Below are 17,723 nucleotides of genomic sequence, written 5' to 3'. Positions count from 1 at the left end.
TTATTTGGGCGCAACGTCCGGTGATTAGGACGAGCTGGAAGCGTCAGTCCACGCCCAAAACCCTGACAGCTGTCAGGGTTTGCCGCCAGTTCTAAGTGACTCGCGCGCCATAGCTCCCGCGACAGAGGAGATTGGGCGGACTGGGGTGTATGCGAGGGGATGCTAAGAGCCCGCCGCCGCCGAGCGGAATGCTGGGGCCTACATAATCGTCGTGGAGTTGGGTTGCACGCCAACGGAGTTAGCCGATGAAACACGCCCGCAGTGTGGACCAAAAGCCCATGGTTTGTCCGACAGCACGACACGGACCTGGCGAGCCGCTGCGGCCGCACTCACGGTCGTTCCGAAGCGACAGTAACAGACAACGTCGTGCAACTCAGTGTCACTGATCTCGAAGAACCGTATAGCTTCGCCATAGGTATCGTTTCTAATGCCGGCCGAATGGAGAACGGGATCGCGGAATGCGATGGTTATCGGGGAATAGTCGCAACGCAGTGCATCTCGCTCCTCGGTGGATTGGAATTCGGTCTCGTGAAGCGTATCGAGGTGCATGTGTCGTATTGCTTCAAGGAGCTCGGCCCAGCGCTCAAGTCGCTGACGGCGCGACATCCCATGCAGGGGAAGACGGGTTCGATCTGCGCGACGTGCTGCATCTGCTCTAATGTGTGATGCCTCATTGTCGCCTCCAATCAGATAGTGCTGCGAATGCCAGCTCAATCAGCCTGTTCCTCGTCCCGCGCGCTGTCCAATCACCAAATACTGGCCCGTGGAGCTGAAGACCGAAAATACGGTAACGGCGGCTGGCTCTAGTTGACCAGACTGCTTTTCAGTGCGCGCCGGAGAGCTGTTCGGCGCGCCTCTCAACCAAATTCATCGTCGGGATTGTCAGCTGGCAAGACGGAGAACTTGCCCTGTTGATCAAATCGCTTGATCGATGGTTCGGCGAACCGATCGCAGGCAGAAGATTGGCAGTCACTTGAAAGGCGGGCCACTCCAGCGCGCAATCTTATCTAGACGATCAGCCGGGCCGCCCGTCCATTGCGACTGTTGCATCGCTTCAGGGAGCGGGATCCCGCGGTTCGCCGCTTCAGTCAGGTAACCTGATCGCAATCCATGCGACGAAAAAAGCGCCGGGTCGAGGTCGGCCTGCTTGCAACGGCTTTTCAGGATCAAATTGATCGACTGTGGCGAGAGCGGGCGCCAATCGAGATTGCCCCACTGATCGATACGCCGGAAGACCGGACCATCCTTGATGCCAGCCTGCTCCAGCCATTGCTTCAGCGCCACAACCGGCCGGCCGAGAAAACTTTTTGGTCGTCATCGCTCGTCGTCGTCTTGGTGCGACCGAGCCGGATTGACAGGCAGGGCAGGGAAGGGGAGCCCGAATGGGCGGGATCCCCTTGCACCGGCTCCTCGTCAGCGAGATCCTCGACCCGCAACGAAGCCACTTCCGAACGGCGGCGGCCCCCCGGAGGCGAATGCAGTCAACAATAGCGCTCTGTCGCGCAGATCGACTGGCCGTTCACCGAAGCAGGTCTGAAGAAGCTGCGCCAGTATACTGAGCGTCACGGCCTTCTTGCTTTTTCGTTGCCGAGGCCGGGCATTGGCACGGACAGCAAGGCGAAACGCTGACTTGGGGGAGGGGCCGTCGAAGGCTCCCGTAAGGCCGCGCCAGCGGGTCAGGATGGACCAACTCGTCAGCCGGCGCCGAACGGTCTCGGGGGAATGCGGACCTTTTGCCCGAAGCATTCGGCCGGCACGCAAACCAGCTTCAACCTCCGCCGGTATTCCGTGGCTCGGATCTTCGGCGCGCTTGCGTGGGTCCCACAGGTGGTGGGCGACGAACTTCAAGAGCAGGCTCTCCGGCGCCGGCCAGGGGAGGGGGCTGCCCGTGGCCAGTTGACACCAGGCCTCGAGGTAACCGAGGTCGGAGGCAAGCGCCCTGAGCGTGTTGTCGCCCATGCCTTCGCTGGCAAGATGCTTGAGTGTGGCGACTTCGTCGTCCGTCAGCAGGGCGGCGAGCTGGTCGCGCCGATCAAACGGCAGGATGGCATCCAGAGCGTCGAGTTCTCCGGCGCGATGCAGTATCGACCCAGCTGTGACGTCGATCGATTTGCGCCGGCCACCCTATCTGTCCTGCCAAGGATTTATGATTACCAAACCGACATCCCCGAAATCCGGAACATTCCGAGTTGCCAGTGCGGCGCCGCGGGAAAGGGCGATGGAGGCGATCTGGGCGTCGAACTGACTGATCGGGCGACCCGCCTTGCGCCGCTCAGTTGCGATCATCCCGTAGACGTCTGCGGCCTCCCGATCGAACGGCAGGACGCGACCGGCGAGGTCTTGCGCAAAGATCGGCAAGATTGCCGCCTCAAGGTCGCGCCGGCGCCGACCATCGGGAAGCAGGCGTAGACCATATAAGATTTCGGCTTCCGTGATCGTGGTCGTGAAGATGGCGGCGGCGGGTTGATCCGAAAGCCATTCGACGACCGAGGGTTCCGGGACTGGCAAGAGCAGCTCGGATATGATGTTGGTGTCAAGAACGATCATATTGCAGAAAAATCCGGAGCGTCACGAATCGGTTCGCGCCCGGGAAGTTCCAATTCGACGCCGCCGAGCGGCTGCAAGCGGGCGCGGATCGTACTCGCGAGGTTTCCCGGCGCGGCCTGTTGAGCTAGCACCATTTTCAGGATGTCACGTGCCTCGTCTTCCATCGATCGGCCATGGGTCGCGGCGCGGACACGCAACCTCTGTTTTAGTCGATCGTCGATGTTGCGAATGGTCATGCTGGCCATGTGCACTGCCTCCAGTAATCATTGATTGCATATAATGCATTGATGGCCAATTTTCAATTGGAGCCGCACAGCCTCGGGCGCGCACAAGAGGGGAAACGTCGAGCGAAAACGGCCGTTTTGCCCACGATTTGACCCGGCAGCAGTGTTGGGACGGACTTTAGGTGGATTTGCGACTCCAAATCCATCACTATCGATACTTGAAACCTATCGATAGTGATTGGTTGCGGAAAATGGCGTCCGAATGACGGAAACATAATACTGCTTAACTTCCATTGATGAAATTTAAGACGTTAATTCAGATGGTTAATTGAAGCTTAAGTCTCGACCATTCCCCTTGAGGCGCGAGAGTTTGGTCTCCATCGATCCACCTCCTGATATGACGTGGTCGGCAGGCGCGTCAGGAGCATTTCGAGTTATAAAAACAACTTAGTTTATTCCAACAATGAATCTTCAACCTCTTGTTTAGTTGCGCTATCCTATCGTTCGAGGGGAATCACTTGGGCAAACATTCGTGACTGCAATTACCGTTACGCGCGTATCGCAAATCGTCTTGCTACTGGACAAACTCGATAAAGAGATTTGCAGCGGCAATTTAGCCGAAAGTAATTTTGCAGACGAACTTGCAATGTTTGAGAATAGAAGGTCATCGGAAGAGCACAAGGGATTTGCTGCTAAGCTCACGCATGCAGGCAGAGATGATGAGGTCGAAAGCGCGGAAGAAAAGCTTGAGCTTTTCGATATGTTGCTTCTGAAATTTAGACATTTCCCATCGGCCCAACGAATATTCGCCTATTTCCTTTGGCGCATTCGTGACGTGTTTGATGTTCATATTAAGCCCAACATATCGAACCTCAGTCGGCAGGAAGTCGAGTCAATCATTGAACAAAAAATAATCGAGCCAACGATCGCAGACATGGGAGATGGCTTTGCTCACTTTACCCTCTACCATGCCCATATCCGCGGAATGATCTACTGGCTGGCCGATCGCTGTTTCGTAAGGTGGCACTAGATGTTCTCCTTATCTTACAGCGCAGCCTATGACCCGTACCACACCGTATTTCGCTTCTTGGCGCTGCTAAGCGTGGCAGACGGCGGCGGAATAGGCCGAGATACGTTACGTGTATGCGATTTTTACATGTGCTTTCCATGGTTTCTGGACGAATTCTCCGCTCCACGCACGGTCGCAGGTTTCGCGGCCAGACGGAATGCAATTGTGCGTCGATACCCCAAAACCCCGTACGATGTTGTTCCCGATAAAGCGGTCCTCTTTGACCGCATGGAAACATTCCAAGCACTCGCCTGGGAAACGCTTATAGCAAAGGGGCTAATCAACTCAGCAGACGCGAGTGAGGGTGTCGCGAGGTTAGTTTCGGGCCGAGTCCCGGAAAATCTAGTGCTATCGATACAGGAGCATATCGAAAAAAATAAAGAATTGATGGCGCTTTTAAGTAAAGATATCCCCTCAATTCAATATTATGGCGACGCAGGTATCAAGTACAGAAGTGGGCTTATGGAATACCGATATGACAATGTTTAAGCCAAATCTCTCAATTTCTGAACTAGCTATCTTTCGAGGGGGTAACAGCGTTTTCCGTGAGCGCTTCCACTCTGGCCTAAACATCATCCGCGGCCAAAACAGCTCAGGAAAATCCACAATAATGGATTTCTTGTTCTATGTTTTAGGCGGGGACATTCCGGAAAACCAGTGGCGAGAAACCGCCGTACTATGCGATCTGGCATTGGCGGAGGTGCGGGTAAACGGCATCGATATAACCTTGGCACGGGAAATCGCGCCCAAGTCTCAAAGGCCGATGCGGATTTTTGAAGGCCCACTCTCCGAAGCAGTAAACTCAGTTGCCGAAGGTTGGAGAGTATATCCATATGCCAGAAGCTCAGTCGACAGCTTTTCTCAGGTCTTGTTTCGTTATTTGAACCTTCCAGAAGTGCAATATGGGGATTCAAATACCAAAATAACAATGAACCAAGTTCTTAGGTTGTTGTATTCAGATCAGTTATCTTCTGTAGATAAAATATTCAAAGACCAACGTTTTGACGACGCCATCACGCGTCAAACTGTGGGGGATCTACTTTCTGGGGCATACAGCAACAGATATTACCTCGCTAGACTTCGGAAACGGGAACTTGAAGACCTTGTTCGTGATAACGAAAGCCGAATAAAAACGCTGATCCGCACGCACGGCCGCGACGGGCACCCGTTGACAATCGAATGGCTAACTGGCGAACGAAGAACCCTGGAAGTTACTATTGAGAAGTTGAATACTCAAATTTCTCATCTTGAAGAAAACATTTTCCGCACCGAGACCTCCGATCGTCTCACTCTCAACGATCAGGAGGAGACCTATCGACAAGTTGTGTCGCTGCAGGAGGGTATCGGCAATGCACGGAAAAAACTCGATCAGCTAGAGATACAGAAGGCTGATTCTGCTGAATTCATCAGCTCGCTTGAAAAGCGCATCGAAGAACTGCACCAATCACAAGAGGTTCTTTCCGCATTTGACCTGTTGAAATTCGAATGCTGCCCTTCGTGCCTGGCGCCAATAAAAGACCATGCGATTGATGGCGCATGTAGCCTCTGCAAATCTGCGTACGACCATGACCGTGTTAAGAGGCGAGCTCTAGGGCTGATAAACGAATACTCACGGCAAAAGGACAGGTCATCTGATTTGCTCAAGAAACGGGAGGCGGAAATTGAGCAAACTCGACTGGAGCTGGGAGAGCTTACAGGGCTGTGGAAGCAGGCGAGTGAGCGCTACATGGTTGCTTTGCGGACGCCTACTACCGAAATGAGAGCTGAGTTGAGGAAGCTGAACCGAGAAGCTGGCTACGCTTATCGGCGGCTCGAAGAACTTGTCCTGAAAGAAGCAATAGTTGGTGAACTGTCTGAGTTAACGCTGCTCCGTCAAAAGTTGTCCGACGAGCAGATTAGCAACAGCTTAATCATAAGTTCGGAGGAACAGAAAACCCAACGGCAAAGAGTTCATGCGAAAAATCGAATTGAAGAGCAGGTTCTTTTTTTCCTCAAGAACGACCTGGAAAGGCAGTCAACTTTCGTGTCGGCTGATACGATAAGTTTCGAATTTGATGCTGATCGCTTGGCTGTGAACGGTGAATCCTTCTTCTCTGCAAGCTCGATGGTATATCTCCGAAATAGCTTCCTAGCCGGTTTTCTCTTCGCCGCTGCTAATGATCCGTCGTTTTCTCACCCCCGGCTCCTCATAATGGACACCGTGGAAGATAAAGGCTTGGAGCCGGAACGGAGCCGCAATTTCCAGAAGCTACTTTATGCAAAGTCGAAAGCAGCGGTTTCTGAACATCAAGTGATCATCGCCACTTCGATGATTGCGCCTGAACTAGATGTACCGGAGCTTACCGTTGGCGACTTTTATACGCACGAGAACAGGACATTGAAGCTTCTCAGATGACAGACAGCAAATATGAACCGGACAACTGGTTGCGACAAACCTTCAATTGGGAATTGGTTTCCGGCTTTGGGCGTTCTAGCTTCGCAACTGCAAGCATAGCGGCTCCATTTATCGGTTATCTTATAATATACCATTCGAGCTTTGATCAATATATATTTAATGTTGGCATGCAATATAACCAGATAAATCAAACGGCGAGCTGCACGCCTCTTATGAGCGGTGCTGAAAAGCTAAATTTTCTTTATCTTGGCCTGACGTTGATCGGGTTTGGATCAATTGTGTTTCGTATATTTGCACCTCAACTGATAAAAACCTTCCCTAATATCTCTGAATATATTGAACGGGAGCTAGTGCGCGTTACTGCCAGAAATCTGAGAAGCATGTTCGTCACGATCAAGGCGCGGCGAAGAGCTATTATTAATGACTTTGTTGAAAGAGCTCCTTGGTTGCAGCGCGATAACTGCACTCTGAAAATCGCTTCGGACCACTTTCGACAACTGAAAGACGATCAGATTCAGATTGATGTACTTCGCAGCTTCTATAATGTAAACAACAGATACACCGCAAGATTCAGTGTATATGCGACAAGTATACTTTATCTTCTTGGATTTATCCTTATATCTATTCCTAGTTTTGCGTCGACAATTCATGTCGTATGCGCAATGTATCACAGCGGTTGATCGCGCAGCTCAGTGCGATGTAGCGCAGGTACTTGGACTTCGCCGACGAAATCCTTGTCTCGTTCCTTACGAAGTCGGCAACGGCAGGGGTGGCCATGGCTGTGTCATCTGGCCTCGGCGGAAACGTCGAGCCAACTGCCCGATCGGTGATTTTGACTGGCATTTTCGGCGCCGTCATGGCGACGCCCCTCATGCAGAGAATGAAGACTACAGATCATGCAGCTCGCTGGTTTGCTGTCGGCGTGGCCTCGCACAGGATAAGTCCTCCGACAGAGATCTTTTGTAGAGCGCGATCATAGCCGTCGGTCGCTTCTTGCGATGGAAAACCAGATGGTCCCGAAACGCGTCGCTTTGGATTGTTGCCAAAATGTTCACGTTCTGAGAAAAGAAAGTCGCATAATGTATCGACTGGAATGAAGCCGACGAACCGAACTTAGCTGTCGTCTGATCTCTTGATGAGATCCGCCGGGTCAACGCCGAGCGCCTGCGCGAGACGGTCTAGAACTTCAATGCTGGGGCTATATACACACCGTTCAAGCGAGCTGATGTAGGTCCGGTCGATATCTGCTCGGTGTGCGAGCTCTTCCTGCGATAGACCCTTCGCCTGCCGCGCCAACCTCAAGTTCTTCGCAAAAATCTCTCGAATGTCCATCGGTGAAGCACAGCGGACTTGTCGAGTATTCATCCACGGAGTATTCTCTACAATCGAAGCAGCGGCCACAGTTCCGAACCCGCCCTGCCCATGTCTGTTTGCGGCAGTGAGGATCGATGATGGAGTTTCGCCAATTGACCTACTTCGTCGCCGTGGCCGAGGAGCTGCATTTCCATCGGGCAGCCATGCGCATGCACATCGCGCAACCGGCGTTGAGTTCGCACATCCAGTCTCTTGAGAAGGAACTCGGTGTCCGGCTGCTGGATCGGTCGACGCGGCGGGTCGAGCTGACGCGGGCAGGGGAGGCGTTCTACGATCGTGCCGTTCGGATCATCGGCGATGTTGGATTGTCGGCCGAGGTCGCACGCTCGGTCGCCGGCAAGGCGGCACGCACGATCAGGATAGGGACCGTCTATCCGGCAACGACCGGCGTGCTTCCGGCGTTTCTGTCGCGCATCGGTCGGAAGTTTCCCGACGTGGCGCTGCATGTGCGCAGCGGCTCGACCAGCGACATCATCCGCGGGCTGGAAAACGGCCAGATCAATCTCGGCTTCATCCGCCCCGTCGAAAACATTGGCTCCTTGCGTTTCTTTTCGATCGCGCATGAGCGCTATCTTCTGGCGGTCGAAAAGACGAGCCGGCTTGCGGCTCACAGCGAGATCGACATTGACGATCTGAGGGGCGAGAAGATCATCGCCTTTTCCCGTCAGAACCTCTCCTACAGCGAGCGCTATTTCTCCGAGATGTTCGAGACCCATGGTCTCACCGGCAACATCGCCTACAGCTGTGACGATACCTTCTCGCTGGTATCGCTCGTCTCCGCCGGCCTTGGCGTCGGCTTTGCCCCGGAATGGACGAAGGACGTGCCCAACCGCAACTTCGAGCTCAAGCCGGTGCGTGGCGTCGATCTGAAGATCGGGCTCGGCGTTGCCTGGAACAAGGAAGACCCGACGGCGTCTCGGGACGACATCATCGATATTGCCCGGTCGCTGGCGCGTCCGGGAAGGAGAGTGGGGGACGTTGTCCGATCGTGACCGGCTCGCCTTTCCGCGGCGTAGCTCTTGGTCAGGCTTTCCGACGATCTCGACTTCCTGTTTTCCAGAAAGGCCAAAACCCCGTCGAAATTCGGGGCTTCAACCGGACCGGGCGCGCGATAGACGGGAGGCGTCGTCGAAAGTTCGAATCTTTTTAAGGCACTGGCACGCCGGTAGTTGTCTTCGCTATGGACGAATGAAAACAACGGGTCGATGCGAGCCGTTCTGGTTTAACGCAGTGAGGGGGAAGATAGCAGTTTTGCGCGGGGACAATCGCTCACGATCCGCCGACGCTACCGGGTTACTAGCGTGAGATCTGGACGGTGTATCCTTCCAGCCGGATCGTTGGTCTCTTCGAAATATTCGGGAAATTTCTTGATCAGATCCGGGATGAGCGGGAAGATCTTACGCAGGTGCTCCTGCATCGCCTTAGTGGCATCAGCTTCGCTTCCCCTTTCAATCGCATCGGCAATCTTCTTGTGCTGAGCGATGATGGTCGTGAGGCTGTCCATGTCCGGATACGTCAAGTTGCGGAACCGGTTCATATGCAGTTTAGCATTGCTGATGTCGGTCCAAATGTCAGGAAAGCCGACTGAGACGGCGATGTACTGATGGAAAAGCTCGTCGGACTTCGAGAATCGTGGGAAATCGCCTATGGCAGCCAGCGTTTCTTGTAGCGCGATTTCGCCCTTGAGCTGCTTGGATAGTTCTGATCGATCAGGCAATTGACAGGCTTTGTGTAGCAACCCGACCTCGACGCACTCGCGCAGAAACTGCGAGTGTTGGAGATCTTTGACACGCAACGGCGCAACGATAGATCCCCTTTGAGCATAGATGTCGACCAACCCCACGGTGGCGAGCCGCGCCAACGCTTCGCGAACCGGCGATCGACTGACATGGAGGGCGTCCGAGACAGCCTTCTCCGACAGCAGCGCAAATGGTTTCAGCTTGAACGAAATGATCAGATTGAGAAGTATGTCATACACTTTTCCATACGCCGAGGGCGCCGGGGCGTCCTCGCGAATATTCAAACTTCCCAACGCCATCAACAATTCTCCAGAGCGCATCGAACATCCATCTTGCGCATGTTAGCCCATCGGGCGACTCTGGTCTAACGGATTAAACCGATTCAACGTCAAGTTGGCGTCGCGCGGACATCGCCAAGACCGCCGCTGACATAGGCTTTCAGCGTCGAGCGGACTCCGTTTGCCTGCAGTGCCGACAAGGCCTGTGCGAACCGCACCCGGAACAGATCGTTGCTGCCGAGCGAGCCGAAGACGTCTCCCAAGGCGAGAAATGCATCCGGGTTGGAAGCGGCTTGACGAGCCGCACTTTTAACGCGGCCCAGGTTCGGATCTGTTGCGGGGATCGGACGTCCGCTATCGGTCTCACCCAGGAGGTATTGGCACCAAAGCGCGGACACCAAGGCAAGGCCAACCACGTCGTTTCCTTGGGCTAGATTGTCTGCTGTCGACGGCAGGATGAATTTAGGCTGTCGGTTTGAACCGTCGTGGGCAAGACGCGGAATGGTATCGGCGATCTTCGGGTTGGAGAAGCGACGTTCAATAATCTCGTAGTACTCGTTGAGATTTGTGTCGGGGACTTGCGGCACGATCGGGATGATCTCGTCCCTTTCAAGCTTGCCCAAGAATGCGCGGATATCGGGATCGTTCATTGCCTCGTGAACGAAATGGATATCGAGTAGAGCCGCCGGGTAGGCGAGCGCAGCGTGCCCGCCATTGAGGATGCGGATCTTCATGTGCTCGTATGGAGAGACGTCGGCAACGAACTGGACGCCGACTTTCTCCAATGCAGGCCGACCAGCCGGGAAATTGTCTTCAAGGACCCACTGCTTAAATTCCTCGCAGTAAACCGGCCAGTTGTCGTCGATACCGTAGGTTTCGAGGCAATGCGAGATTTCGCGCTCGCTGGTCGCCGGGGTAATGCGATCGACCATGGCGTTCGGGAAGGCGACGTTTGCGGCAATCCAGTCGGCAAACTCCGGGTCAGAAAGCCGCGCCGTGCCGACGACAGCGGAAGCCGTCACCTTGCCATTGTGGGGAATGTTGTCGCAGGACATGACGGTAAATGGTTTCAAACCGGCCGCCCGACGAGCCTTCAGCCCAGCGACAATCAGGCCGAACACGGTTTTTGGCGCCAACGGCTCGTTGCCGTCAGTGACGATGGCGGGATGGTCGGGGTTGAACTCGCCCGAGGCGTCGATGAAATAGCCACCTTCAGTAATAGTCATAGAGACGATGCGGACTCTCGGATCGGCCAAGCCGGCGATCACCGCTTCGGGATCCCCAACCGGGAGCATGTCAATCATAGGCTGGGTGACTCGCGCGCCGCTCTTATTGTTGTCCTGTTCGACCACCGTTGTCAGATAATCCTGGGCGGCTAACTTGTCGCGCATGACTGAGTCCGACGGCAGGACCCCGGCGCCGATGATGCCCCAGTCGTGATCCTCGCCGGCATTGAACAGGTCATCAAGATAGATCGCCTGGTGGGCGCGGTGGAAATTACCGACACCGAAATGCACGATGCCGGCCGACAGCGTCGCGCGGTCATAGGTCGGAACGGACGCCGTCGCGGCGACGTCGTTCAGGCTTGCGAGCGAAAGTTTCACAGTCATGTCAGTGTCTCCGGGAGCCCTGAGGCAGAGCGTTGTATTCGATGGTTGCAGGCGCCTGCCGCCGGTTTTGTCAGGCGAGAGCGTTGCCGTTCGCGTCGAAGCGGTGGATGCGGCTTCTGTCGGGCGTGATGAAGACGCTGTCACCGTGTTTGACGGCGAATTCGCCGCTGGCGCGCGCAGTGATCAGGCCGATGCCATCGACCTGGACATGCAGGTAGGTGTCGGCTCCGAGATGCTCGGCCACAGTTACCGTGCCGTGCCACTCACCACTTTCCCTCGACAGCACCAGGTGCTCGGGGCGAACACCGACCGTCACAGCGCTATGCGCTTGCGCATAGGAACCGCTCACGAAATTCATCTTCGGCGAGCCTATAAATCCGGCGACGAAAAGGTTGCGGGGAGAGCGGTAAAGATCCAGTGGCGAACCGACCTGTTCGATATTGCCGGCATTGAGCACGACGATCTTGTCGGCCATGGTCATGGCCTCCACTTGGTCGTGGGTGACATAGATCATCGTGGTGTTCAGTTGGTGATGCAGCTCACTGATCTCGAGGCGCATCGAGCCGCGCAGCGCCGCATCGAGGTTTGACAGTGGTTCGTCAAACAGGAAGGCAGACGGCTGGCGGACGATTGCACGGCCGATGGCGACGCGCTGGCGCTGGCCACCGGAAAGTTGTCCTGGCCGACGTTCCAGGTAGTTGGTTAGGTTGAGGATGCGGGCAGCGTCCTCGACTTTCTTGTTGATCTGCTCTTGCGGGAGCTTTGCCATCTTTAGAGGGAAGGCGATGTTCTTTCGAACGCTCATGTGTGGATAGAGCGCATAGGACTGGAAGACCATCGCCAGCCGGCGCTGAGCAGGGGCAGTGTCGGTGACGTCGCGCCCGTCAATCTCGATCGTGCCGGATGTAGTGTCTTCCAGGCCGGCGATCAGACGCAGCAACGTGGACTTGCCGCAGCCAGAGGGGCCAACGAAGACCACGAATTCGCCATCCTCGATGGCAAGGTCGATACCGGGAATGACGGCGGTGTTGCCGAAAGACTTGTTGACCTTCCGAAGTACGATTTTTCCCATTTTTCCCTCCCGAGTCATTTGACGGCGCCGAAGGTCAGGCCGCGGACGAGTTGCTTTTGCGAGAACCAGCCCATGACCAGGATCGGCGCGATGGCGAGTGTCGAGGCAGCCGAAAGCTTCGCCCAGAACAGACCCTGCGGACTGGAAAAGGAGGCGATGAATGCTGTCAGTGGCGCGGCGTTGGTCGTCGTCAGCCGGATCGTCCAGAAGGCCTCGTTCCAGGCAAGGATGATGTTGAGCAGCATGGTCGAGGCGATACCCGGCACTGCCATTGGGGTCAGCACATAGATGATCTCGCCCCAGAGCGAGGCCCCGTCCATGCGTGCCGCTTCAAGGATTTCACCAGGAATTTCCCGAAAGTAGGTGTAGAGCATCCAGACGACGATCGGCAGATTGATCAGCATCAACATGACGGTCAGGCCGATGCGGCTGTCGAGCAGGCCGGTATCGCGGAAAATCAGATAGATCGGCACCAGCACGGCGACGGCCGGCATCATCTTGGTGGAGAGCATCCACATCAGGATGTCCTTAGTCCGCTTGGTCGGCGAGAATGCCATCGCCCAGGCGGCGGGTACCGAAACGAGAAGGGCGAGTACCGTCGAGCCGAGCGACAGGATGACCGAATTCATGAAGGGCTTGAAATAGTCCTTCTGGGTCTGAACCTCGACGTAGCTTTCGACCGTGCCGGAGGGAATGAGATTGAAGCCCTGGATCGCCTCGGCCTCGGATTTGAAGCTGGTGATGATCGTGTAAAGAATCGGGAAGAAGATCACGAGTGCGACGATCCAGGCGCAGAGCGTGACGACGGCGGTCCGTCTCGTGGAGATGGTGCGGGCCATAGAGAGTCCTCCTTACTTGTCCAGGTTCTTGCCGACGGCGCGCATCAAGAAGAAGGCGACGATGTTTGCGAGGATCACGGCGATGATGCCGCCTGCCGAGGCGCCGCCGACGTCGTAGCCGAGCAGGGCGGTGCGGTAGATCAGAAAGGGCAGGTTCGTGGAGGCATAGCCCGGCCCGCCATTGGTGGTGACGAGGATTTCCGCATAGACGCCGAGAAGGAAGATCGTCTGGATGAGGATGACGACGGTGATCGAGCGAGCGAGATGCGGCAGCGTGAGGTGAATGAAGCGGTTCGCGAAATTGGCGCCGTCCATCTCCGCCGCCTCTTTCTGCTCGCCGTCGAGCGACTGTAGGGCGGTCAAGAGGATAAGTGTGGCGAAGGGCAACCATTGCCAGGCGACGATGATGATGATCGACAGCAGCGGATATTGCGCGAACCAGTCGACTGGCTGCAGGCCGAGCGCCCGGTTGATATCCGCGAGCACGCCGTAGCCCGGATGCATGATCATGTTCTTCCACACGAGTGCTGCGACCGGCGGCATGACGAAGAAGGGGGAGATGACGAGGATGCGAACTACGCCCTGGCCCCAGATGTGCTGGTCTAGCAGCAGCGCGATGGCGATGCCGCCGATGACCGTGATCAAAAGAACACCGCCCACTATGACGAGCGTGTTCCAGATCGACTGGAAGAACGCCGGGTCCGTATAAAAGTACTGATAGTTGAACAGGCCGGCGAAACTGACGTTCCCCGGATTGAGGAGATTGTAGTTCTGGAACGAGAACCACAGCGTCATCACGAGCGGCACGATCATCCAGACAAGCAAGAGGCCGACTGCAGGCGCCATCGTGAGGCGAGCGAGCGATCTTGTACTTTTGGCTGACATCCTGTGCTCCCTTCCGCCCGACGATGCGGGCTCTCAGACTTTGATTTTGAACTGAGGTGTAGAGCGGCCGCTCAAGCGGAGCGGCCGCCGCCTTGGGAGGCGCTATTTGATGTAGCCCGCGCGGGTCATCTCGCGCGTGGTCACCGACTGCGCCTGTGCGAGCGCATCATCGACGGAAAGCTGCCCGGCGACGGCAGCCGAGAAAAGCTGACCGACCGAGGTCCCGATGCTCTGGTATTCCGGGATGATGATATAGCCCCAGGCGGGATACTGGGCTTGCGGCTTGCCCTTGTTCGCAGCGTTGATCGCGTCGAGGGTGATTGCAGCGAACGGGGCTTCCTTCTGATACTGTGCATTGTCGTAGAGCGACTTGCGGGTACCCGGGGGAACGTTCGCCCATCCCTCCTTGGAGGCGACGAGGTTGAGGTAGGCCTTGTCGGTCGCCCAGGAAATGAACTTCTGCGCTGCGTCGGCCTTGGTCGAGCTCGACGGAATCGCGAGGGTCCAGGCCCACAGCCAATTGCCACGGCTTTCGCCGCCGCCAACGTTTGGAGACAGCGCATAGCCGACCTGGTCGGCGACAGTTGATTCTTTCGGGTTGGATACGAAGGACGCCGCGACCGACGCATCCATCCACATGCCGCACTTGCCCTGCTGGAAAAGCGCCAGGTTTTCGTTGAAGCCGTTCGAGGAAGCGCCCTGCGGACCGGCGTCGCGGAGAAGGTTTACATAGAAGGCTGCCGCCTCCTTCCACTTGTCGGTGTCGAACTGGGGTTTCCAGTTTTCATCGAACCATTTGGCGCCGTAGGCATTGGCGATACCCGTGACCAGGGCCATGTTCTCGCCCCAGCCGGCCTTGCCGCGAAGGCAGATGCCGGAAATGCCGTTTGCCTTATCATCGATCTTGCGGGCTGCCTCCCCGATGAACTTCCAATCGGGGCCGCCTTCCGGCATCTTCAGGCCCGCCTTTTCGAACAGGTCCTTGCGATACATTACCAGCGAGCTTTCGGCATAAAACGGGGATGCGTAGAGCTTGCCGTCGACAGAGACCGCCTCGCGGATCGCAGGGAGCAGATCATCGGCGTCGTAGTCGGCGCCGAGCTTATCGAGCGGCAGGAGCCAGCCATTCTTTGCCCAGATGGGAGTCTCATAGGTGCCAATCGTCAGGATGTCGTATTGGCCGCCTTTGGTCGCGATGTCCGTGGTGACGCGCTCTCGAAGAACGTTCTCTTCGAGGGTGACCCAGTTGAGCTGGATATCGGGGTTCTTCGCAGTGAAGTCGTCGGTGAGACCCTGCATGCGGATCATATCGCCGTTGTTGACGGTCGCGATCGTCAACACGGTTTCGGCCATGGCAGTAGTGGACATCAGCGAGCTGAGTGCCCCAAACAGTAATGCATATTTGCGCATTTGAACCTCCCTTGGTTGCTGCAAATCACTCGCCACGCTTGCGAGTTTCCGAGCGCGATCGTTCGCGGTCACGCTGGCGACCGCGTCCTGATTGCGAAACTGCCTGATTGTCCTCTCTTCTATCCTCCCCGGACGCTCACGCGACCGCGATGGTCAGTAGCCTTTCGCTATGCGGGAAGATGCGCGCTCGTCACCGACATGCGCTCGGAATGCACCGACTTCCTGCTGGCCAAACATCCTCAAAATGGAGATGTCGCTCGACGGAATGACGAGATCGAAGCCTTCGTCGATCAGCTTCTCCCATGTACGGCCGGCGCTCGGCACGGTTCCGATCTTCTTGCCCGTTTCCTTGGCGATGGCGAGCACCTCGTCGACGAGTGCGTTCACCTCGGGGTGATCGAGATCGAGGATATGGCCGGAGTCTGCCGCCAGATCGTTGCGGCCGATGAACAGCATGTCGACGCCATCAATTTCCGCTATCGCCCTCGCGTTCTTGACGCCAAGCACCGTTTCGATCTGGCAGATGACGAGCGTATGGTCGTCAACCGTAGCCACGTAATTTTCGTTGATGCCATAATCCGAACCGCGGGCGATACCGACGGCGAGGCCGCGATTTCCTTTGGGTGGATAGCGGCAGGCCGATACGACGGCCTGCGCCGCTTCCGGCGTCTCGACCATAGGAACCATGATGCCATCGGCACCCTGATCCATCAAAGTCTTGATGATGACGGGATCGTTGGCCGGAAGACGAACGAGGGACGCGGCGCCTGTACCGCGGGCGGCGCGCATGACGTTTGCCGTATCCTGCACGGAGCCGAGGCCGTGCTCCATGTCGATCATCAGGATGTTGTAGCCGCACAGACCCATCATTTCGGCGACCACAGGATTGAACAGCTGGATCCAGCACCCAAAGAGGGGCTTTCCGTTCGAAAGTGCGATTTTTGCTGTGTTCGGGTTCACTTCAAGCTCCTGTGGCTGCAGTTTTTGTGGATGCGTACGCGTCACCGCGCCGAGTAGCCGCCGTCGACCATGAGAATCTGCCCCGTGACGAACGAGCTTGCGGGAGAGCACAGGTAAACGATTGAGTCGGCGACCTCGTCTGGCTCGGCCCAGCGGCCGAGTGGGTGAGCAGCCTTGATGTCGGCCATGCCGGCGGCCGGATCGGCCAGGCCGTCCAGATACTTGCGCAGGAAAGGCGTATCGATAGAGCCCGGGCCGACCGCATTCACCCGAATGCCGTCGGCGGCATAGTCGATCGCCATCTGGCGGACGAGCTGGAGCAGGGCGCCTTTGCTGGCACAATAGGCAGCCTGGGCGGGGAGGCCAACGACGCTCGAGATGGAGCCGGTCGCCACGATGCAGCCCTTGCCCTTCTCCCTCATGCCGCCAAGCGCACGTTTGGACATCAGGAAGAACGACTTCGCATTCGCATCAAGGACGTTGTCCCATTCTTCTTCCGAGGTCTCGTGGACCGACTTCGAGATGATGAAACCGGCATTGCTGACCAGGCAATCCACGGTTCCAAACGCCTTTTCCGCGGCCTCGTAGATGCGCTCGACGTCGGCGCTCTTCGTCACGTCGGCGACGACTGCCTGGACATGGTCGCCAAGCGACTTCAGTTCGAAGACAGATTCAGTGATGTCTGTCGCGCAAACATTGGCTCCAAGTTCGAGGAGCTTTCTGACAACGGATCGGCCGACGCCGCCGGCGGCGCCACTGACAACGACGTTCGTTCCCTCAAGAGAAATGAGCATGCTGTATCCTCCCTATTGCTGGGATAGTGTAGTACCATGGTAGTGGACATTTGTCGAGCACCGAAGTGCGTCAAAAACGCCTATGACGGGAAAATCACGCCCTTCTTCAAGACGATGTTGCCATAGAGCCTGGCTTCACTTGTCTGGACAATTGCGTAGGCTCGATTGGCACGCGGATAGAAATCCGGCTTGTTGACGAGGGTCAGACCCATATCCGGCTCGTGCCTTTGGATGATCGCCTCGAAATCGGCCAAGATTGGCGGACGCTCCTTGACCTCGGCGGAGACATCCATGCCGACTGCCGGGTCCTTGACGAAGGTGTCGAGCGGCATGACGCTCAAGATGGCATCGAGCACGTCTGTGGCCGAGTGCCCATCCAGCCGGACAAGTTTCGGGCCGGCGCTTTCGCCGGGATAGTTTCCATCGACGATACTGATCTCGTCGCCGTGGCCCATGGCTTGCAACACATAGAGAAGCTGCGGCGTCAGGAGGTTGGAAAAACCTTTAAGCATTCGATGTCACCTGTT

18 protein-coding genes and 2 pseudogenes are annotated in these 17,723 nt (G+C 56.4%); 6 read left to right on the top strand and 14 right to left on the bottom strand.

The annotated features are described in order from the left end of the window. Positions 1-238 precede the first annotated feature (238 nt). From LPJGGPFB_RS33275 to LPJGGPFB_RS25085, 4 genes and pseudogenes are all read right to left on the bottom strand, one after another. Positions 239-674: pseudogene (locus tag LPJGGPFB_RS33275) on the bottom strand (hypothetical protein). Between the two features lie 364 nt (positions 675-1,038). Next, positions 1,039-2,106, bottom strand: a pseudogene (locus LPJGGPFB_RS25095) (tyrosine-type recombinase/integrase); the annotation flags it as partial. An 18-nt stretch (positions 2,107-2,124) separates the two neighbouring features. Beyond that, a complete protein-coding gene (locus LPJGGPFB_RS25090) occupies positions 2,125-2,547 on the bottom strand; it encodes a type II toxin-antitoxin system VapC family toxin (protein WP_173422648.1) in 423 nt (140 codons plus the stop codon). Continuing rightward, positions 2,544-2,792 (bottom strand): FitA-like ribbon-helix-helix domain-containing protein, encoded by a 249-nt coding sequence (locus LPJGGPFB_RS25085; RefSeq protein ID WP_173422647.1) that lies wholly within the window; start codon positions 2,790-2,792, stop codon positions 2,544-2,546. The genes LPJGGPFB_RS25090 and LPJGGPFB_RS25085 overlap by 4 nt, the downstream gene beginning before the upstream one ends. Before the next feature lie 511 nt (positions 2,793-3,303). Between LPJGGPFB_RS25085 and LPJGGPFB_RS25080 the strand changes: the two genes are divergently transcribed. Genes LPJGGPFB_RS25080 through LPJGGPFB_RS25060 form a run of 5 tightly spaced genes read left to right on the top strand, consistent with a single transcriptional unit; the run spans position 3,304 to position 7,214 of the window. Next, a complete protein-coding gene (locus LPJGGPFB_RS25080; RefSeq protein WP_173422646.1) occupies positions 3,304-3,801 on the top strand; it encodes an ABC-three component system protein in 498 nt (165 codons plus the stop codon). Then, the gene (locus LPJGGPFB_RS25075; protein WP_173422645.1) at positions 3,802-4,329 is read left to right on the top strand and encodes an ABC-three component system middle component 5; all 528 of its coding nucleotides are present in this window, start codon (positions 3,802-3,804) and stop codon (positions 4,327-4,329) included. Beyond that, positions 4,316-6,235 (top strand): AAA family ATPase, encoded by a 1,920-nt coding sequence (locus LPJGGPFB_RS25070; RefSeq protein WP_173422644.1) that lies wholly within the window; start codon positions 4,316-4,318, stop codon positions 6,233-6,235. Before LPJGGPFB_RS25075 ends, LPJGGPFB_RS25070 begins: the two co-directional genes overlap by 14 nt. Then, positions 6,232-6,915 carry a hypothetical protein gene (locus LPJGGPFB_RS25065; RefSeq protein ID WP_173422643.1) on the top strand — a complete coding sequence of 228 codons (684 nt, stop codon included), beginning with the start codon at positions 6,232-6,234 and terminating at the stop codon, positions 6,913-6,915. Before LPJGGPFB_RS25070 ends, LPJGGPFB_RS25065 begins: the two co-directional genes overlap by 4 nt. 32 nt (positions 6,916-6,947) lie before the next feature. Continuing rightward, positions 6,948-7,214, top strand: a complete 267-nt coding sequence (locus tag LPJGGPFB_RS25060) for an LrgB family protein (RefSeq protein ID WP_173422642.1) — start codon at positions 6,948-6,950, stop codon at positions 7,212-7,214. 134 nt (positions 7,215-7,348) lie between these two features. Here LPJGGPFB_RS25060 and LPJGGPFB_RS25055 read toward each other — a convergent pair whose 3' ends face one another. Next, positions 7,349-7,567: a helix-turn-helix domain-containing protein gene (locus LPJGGPFB_RS25055; protein WP_173422916.1), complete on the bottom strand. Its 219-nt coding sequence runs from the start codon at positions 7,565-7,567 to the stop codon at positions 7,349-7,351. Between the two features lie 119 nt (positions 7,568-7,686). On the opposite strand from LPJGGPFB_RS25055, the gene LPJGGPFB_RS25050 reads away from it, so the two are divergent. After that, positions 7,687-8,601 (top strand): LysR family transcriptional regulator, encoded by a 915-nt coding sequence (locus tag LPJGGPFB_RS25050; RefSeq protein WP_173422915.1) that lies wholly within the window; start codon positions 7,687-7,689, stop codon positions 8,599-8,601. Between the two features lie 293 nt (positions 8,602-8,894). Here the strand turns inward: LPJGGPFB_RS25050 and LPJGGPFB_RS25045 are convergent, their stop codons facing one another. The 9 genes from LPJGGPFB_RS25045 to LPJGGPFB_RS25005 all read right to left on the bottom strand — a co-directional run bounded on the left by LPJGGPFB_RS25045 (position 8,895) and on the right by LPJGGPFB_RS25005 (position 17,708). Beyond that, on the bottom strand, positions 8,895-9,647 hold the full coding sequence (locus tag LPJGGPFB_RS25045; RefSeq protein WP_210264598.1) for a GntR family transcriptional regulator: 753 nt from the start codon (positions 9,645-9,647) through the stop codon (positions 8,895-8,897). Between the two features lie 89 nt (positions 9,648-9,736). Beyond that, entirely contained in the window at positions 9,737-11,236 is a 1,500-nt protein-coding gene (locus LPJGGPFB_RS25040; protein ID WP_173422640.1) for a mannitol dehydrogenase family protein, read from the bottom strand. 70 nt (positions 11,237-11,306) lie between these two features. Further along, positions 11,307-12,308, bottom strand: coding sequence for an ABC transporter ATP-binding protein (locus LPJGGPFB_RS25035; protein ID WP_173422639.1), 1,002 nt, complete (start codon positions 12,306-12,308; stop codon positions 11,307-11,309). 14 nt (positions 12,309-12,322) lie between these two features. Then, positions 12,323-13,147, bottom strand: a complete 825-nt coding sequence (locus LPJGGPFB_RS25030) for a carbohydrate ABC transporter permease (protein WP_173422638.1) — start codon at positions 13,145-13,147, stop codon at positions 12,323-12,325. Between the two features lie 12 nt (positions 13,148-13,159). Further along, complete coding sequence (locus LPJGGPFB_RS25025) at positions 13,160-14,032, bottom strand: carbohydrate ABC transporter permease (protein ID WP_173422637.1); 873 nt, start codon at positions 14,030-14,032, stop codon at positions 13,160-13,162. Positions 14,033-14,134: 102 nt separating this feature from the next. Further along, positions 14,135-15,442 carry an ABC transporter substrate-binding protein gene (locus LPJGGPFB_RS25020; RefSeq protein ID WP_173422636.1) on the bottom strand — a complete coding sequence of 436 codons (1,308 nt, stop codon included), beginning with the start codon at positions 15,440-15,442 and terminating at the stop codon, positions 14,135-14,137. A gap of 153 nt (positions 15,443-15,595) precedes the next feature. After that, entirely contained in the window at positions 15,596-16,402 is an 807-nt protein-coding gene (locus LPJGGPFB_RS25015) for an aldolase/citrate lyase family protein (protein WP_173422635.1), read from the bottom strand. Positions 16,403-16,443: 41 nt separating this feature from the next. Beyond that, a complete protein-coding gene (locus tag LPJGGPFB_RS25010) occupies positions 16,444-17,196 on the bottom strand; it encodes an SDR family NAD(P)-dependent oxidoreductase (RefSeq protein WP_173422634.1) in 753 nt (250 codons plus the stop codon). Between the two features lie 80 nt (positions 17,197-17,276). Continuing rightward, complete coding sequence (locus LPJGGPFB_RS25005; RefSeq protein ID WP_173422633.1) at positions 17,277-17,708, bottom strand: RbsD/FucU family protein; 432 nt, start codon at positions 17,706-17,708, stop codon at positions 17,277-17,279. Between the last annotated feature and the right edge of the window lie 15 nt (positions 17,709-17,723).

The sequence above is a fragment of the Ensifer adhaerens genome, from assembly GCF_013283195.1.
In the GTDB taxonomy this organism is placed as follows: Bacteria; Pseudomonadota; Alphaproteobacteria; order Rhizobiales; family Rhizobiaceae; genus Ensifer; species Ensifer adhaerens_G.
Note: the sequence above shows the minus strand (reverse complement) of the source record. Positions and strands in the feature narration are given on the sequence as shown.

Excerpts from the sequence above, each read along its gene's own strand:
- LPJGGPFB_RS25090 (WP_173422648.1), bottom strand. The coding sequence starts at position 2,547 with ATGATCGTTCTTGACACCAACATCATATCCGAGCTGCTCTTGCCAGTC.
- LPJGGPFB_RS25085 (WP_173422647.1), bottom strand. The coding sequence starts at position 2,792 with ATGGCCAGCATGACCATTCGCAACATCGACGATCGACTAAAACAGAGG.
- LPJGGPFB_RS25075 (WP_173422645.1), top strand. The coding sequence starts at position 3,802 with ATGTTCTCCTTATCTTACAGCGCAGCCTATGACCCGTACCACACCGTA.
- LPJGGPFB_RS25070 (WP_173422644.1), top strand. The coding sequence starts at position 4,316 with ATGACAATGTTTAAGCCAAATCTCTCAATTTCTGAACTAGCTATCTTT.
- LPJGGPFB_RS25065 (WP_173422643.1), top strand. The coding sequence starts at position 6,232 with ATGACAGACAGCAAATATGAACCGGACAACTGGTTGCGACAAACCTTC.
- LPJGGPFB_RS25055 (WP_173422916.1), bottom strand. The coding sequence starts at position 7,567 with ATGGACATTCGAGAGATTTTTGCGAAGAACTTGAGGTTGGCGCGGCAG.
- LPJGGPFB_RS25050 (WP_173422915.1), top strand. The coding sequence starts at position 7,687 with ATGGAGTTTCGCCAATTGACCTACTTCGTCGCCGTGGCCGAGGAGCTG.
- LPJGGPFB_RS25045 (WP_210264598.1), bottom strand. The coding sequence starts at position 9,647 with ATGGCGTTGGGAAGTTTGAATATTCGCGAGGACGCCCCGGCGCCCTCG.
- LPJGGPFB_RS25040 (WP_173422640.1), bottom strand. The coding sequence starts at position 11,236 with ATGACTGTGAAACTTTCGCTCGCAAGCCTGAACGACGTCGCCGCGACG.
- LPJGGPFB_RS25035 (WP_173422639.1), bottom strand. The coding sequence starts at position 12,308 with ATGGGAAAAATCGTACTTCGGAAGGTCAACAAGTCTTTCGGCAACACC.
- LPJGGPFB_RS25030 (WP_173422638.1), bottom strand. The coding sequence starts at position 13,147 with ATGGCCCGCACCATCTCCACGAGACGGACCGCCGTCGTCACGCTCTGC.
- LPJGGPFB_RS25025 (WP_173422637.1), bottom strand. The coding sequence starts at position 14,032 with ATGTCAGCCAAAAGTACAAGATCGCTCGCTCGCCTCACGATGGCGCCT.
- LPJGGPFB_RS25020 (WP_173422636.1), bottom strand. The coding sequence starts at position 15,442 with ATGCGCAAATATGCATTACTGTTTGGGGCACTCAGCTCGCTGATGTCC.
- LPJGGPFB_RS25010 (WP_173422634.1), bottom strand. The coding sequence starts at position 17,196 with ATGCTCATTTCTCTTGAGGGAACGAACGTCGTTGTCAGTGGCGCCGCC.
- LPJGGPFB_RS25005 (WP_173422633.1), bottom strand. The coding sequence starts at position 17,708 with ATGCTTAAAGGTTTTTCCAACCTCCTGACGCCGCAGCTTCTCTATGTG.